This is a genomic window from Microbacterium sp. C23T (genome assembly GCF_053345975.1).
Genome location: NZ_JBKFBD010000069.1, coordinates 1 through 1,177, shown reverse-complemented (window position 1 = coordinate 1,177; position 1,177 = coordinate 1). Strand labels below are relative to the sequence as shown.

1 protein-coding gene is annotated in these 1,177 nt (G+C 71.7%); it reads left to right on the top strand.

The genetic code is table 11. From position 1 onward, the window contains the following. Positions 1-407 precede the first annotated feature (407 nt). A complete protein-coding gene (locus ACLBXX_RS20675) occupies positions 408-1,067 on the top strand; it encodes a TetR/AcrR family transcriptional regulator (protein ID WP_375871518.1) in 660 nt (219 codons plus the stop codon). The last annotated feature ends 110 nt before the right edge of the window (positions 1,068-1,177 follow it).

The window sequence follows — 1,177 nt, the reverse complement described above, 5'->3', positions numbered from 1 at the left end:
GGCTTCGTGATCGACAAGACCCTCGGGTTCCGCGTCAAGAACGAGGACGAGGTCGCCGGCGTCGACCTCGCCGAGCACGGCGAGACGGGCTACGTGCTGGACGAGAAGCAGCCGGCCTGACGCCGGCGCCGGGGCGCAGCATCCGTCCCCGGCTCGCTGGATTCACGGGCAGGTTCCCGCACGCCACGTGCGGGAACCTGCCCAATCGCATTTCCTGACGGTGACGGATGCCTCGACTCCGGCGAGAGCGCACAGAATCGGAAGATTTCAGCGACGCGCCGGTGACGGATGCCTCAGCACGGCGTGTGGTGCAGGTCCTCCGACTCCGTGCTCGCGTCAGCGGGCCGGGGCCGGGCCTCGCGAGAGGGAAGCATCAAGGATGACCGCTCCGCCCGTAGGGTGGGCACATGAGGCAACCGTCGTATGCGAAGGGCATGGCGCGGCGCGACGAGATGCTCGCGGCGGCCATGCACGCCATCGCGGGGGCCGGTTTCCGGCGGCTCAGCCTGCGCGAGATCGCGCGCGAGAGCGGAGTGGAGGCCGCGCACCTCGTCTACTACTTCGGCTCGCGCGACGGACTGCTTCAGGCCGTCATCGAGCGATGGGATGCTGACACCCAGGCTGCGCGCGCCGTCGACGCCGTGCCCGACCGGCCTCTGGACTTCCTCGTCGAGCATGTGCGCCTCAATCTCTACGTGCCCGGGTTCGTGCACCTGCTGCACTCGTTCGCCGCCGAGGCCGTCGCGCCCGACCACGAGGCGCACGCATTCTTCCGCGAGCGCTACGAGCGCGTCGCGCAGCAGATCGCGGAGGCGATCACCGTGGAGCAGGATGCCGGCTTCATCCCGGCCGATCTCGATCCCGCGGACGAGGCGCAGCGGCTCATCGCCGTGTCGGACGGCGTGCAGCTGCAAGCGCTGCTCGACGAGCGGATCGATGCCGTCGCCCTGCTCGCCGGCGCCGTCGAGGCGCTGCGGTCGCTGGCCGACGACCCGGCTGTGCGGTTGAGCGACGAGTCGGTGCCGCAGCTGGCCTCGCTCCGCAAGGGCATCGCCGCGTCCACGTGACCCACCGCCCGAACGGTGCCCAGCAACCGCGGAGTCGGGAACGCACACGACGGCCCCGGCGGGGGGGGGGGGCGGGGGCCGCGGGGCGCGGGTGCGGTGCCCAGGGGGGA